This window comes from Peribacillus sp. P4_C12 (assembly GCF_056402095.1).
The window spans coordinates 1-774 of sequence record NZ_JBFUIB010001051.1; the positions used below are offsets into that span (position 1 = coordinate 1).

At 37.2% G+C, this 774-nt stretch carries 1 protein-coding gene; it reads right to left on the bottom strand.

The features are described 5' to 3' along the window. Positions 1-65 precede the first annotated feature (65 nt). Positions 66-774: type II toxin-antitoxin system SpoIISA family toxin (locus tag AC1DUW_RS31185; RefSeq protein WP_477644497.1), on the bottom strand; the 709-nt coding region annotated here is incomplete at its 5' end.

Here is a 774-nt window from a genome sequence, read left to right on the forward strand (position 1 = left end):
ATCTTGACCTGCGGTTTGATTACGGCAACTGAAATCTCGCTGCCTGCTTTATCATAAATGCTCATTCATCCTTCACCACCTTGCTTTTGTTTTATGACCATATCAAACATCATGATCAATAATGCTATTAATAAACAATCCACTTCTGAAACGAAGCTTTCTGATTTAACGTTTAGGATATAAGGTTCCATTAAAATACTTACAGGCTGCAATGCCATTTTTTCTTCATCGTTATAATACGTATCTTCTCTTTCCAATGTAGCACGGATGATACTGCCATTCAAGTTCGGATGCCCATTTAGCACCAATTGCTTGTCCTGTTCCGTTTTAAAAGGGAGAATCTTCACGTTCATCCCCTCTTTAGCGGCATAGGCCTGAAGCAGAATACTCAAGTAAGCTAGGTATTCCTTATTCGTTTGATAATACTCCGGAATTCCCTCTTTTTTCAAAAGGTGAAACATATTTTTTACCTTTTCGCGGTTGTCCGTTAAAAGTTTGTCACTTTCCGCAACAGCCCTTGTGGCATAGGACAGTTCATTATCGCCGATTTTGGATATATACATACTCAAAAACACAAACATATCCACCAGAACAAACACAATCGCCATAATCAAAAAGTTCTTCCACTCAATGAATATACTTTTCGGATAGAAACTCCAATAAATCAATGCTCCCAGTATAAAAATGACATACCAGGTTTTCCTAATCGCTTCAATCTTCCTACTTACCTTGTCTTTAAATTTCCAGGAAAGAACAACATATGCTAATAAAGCT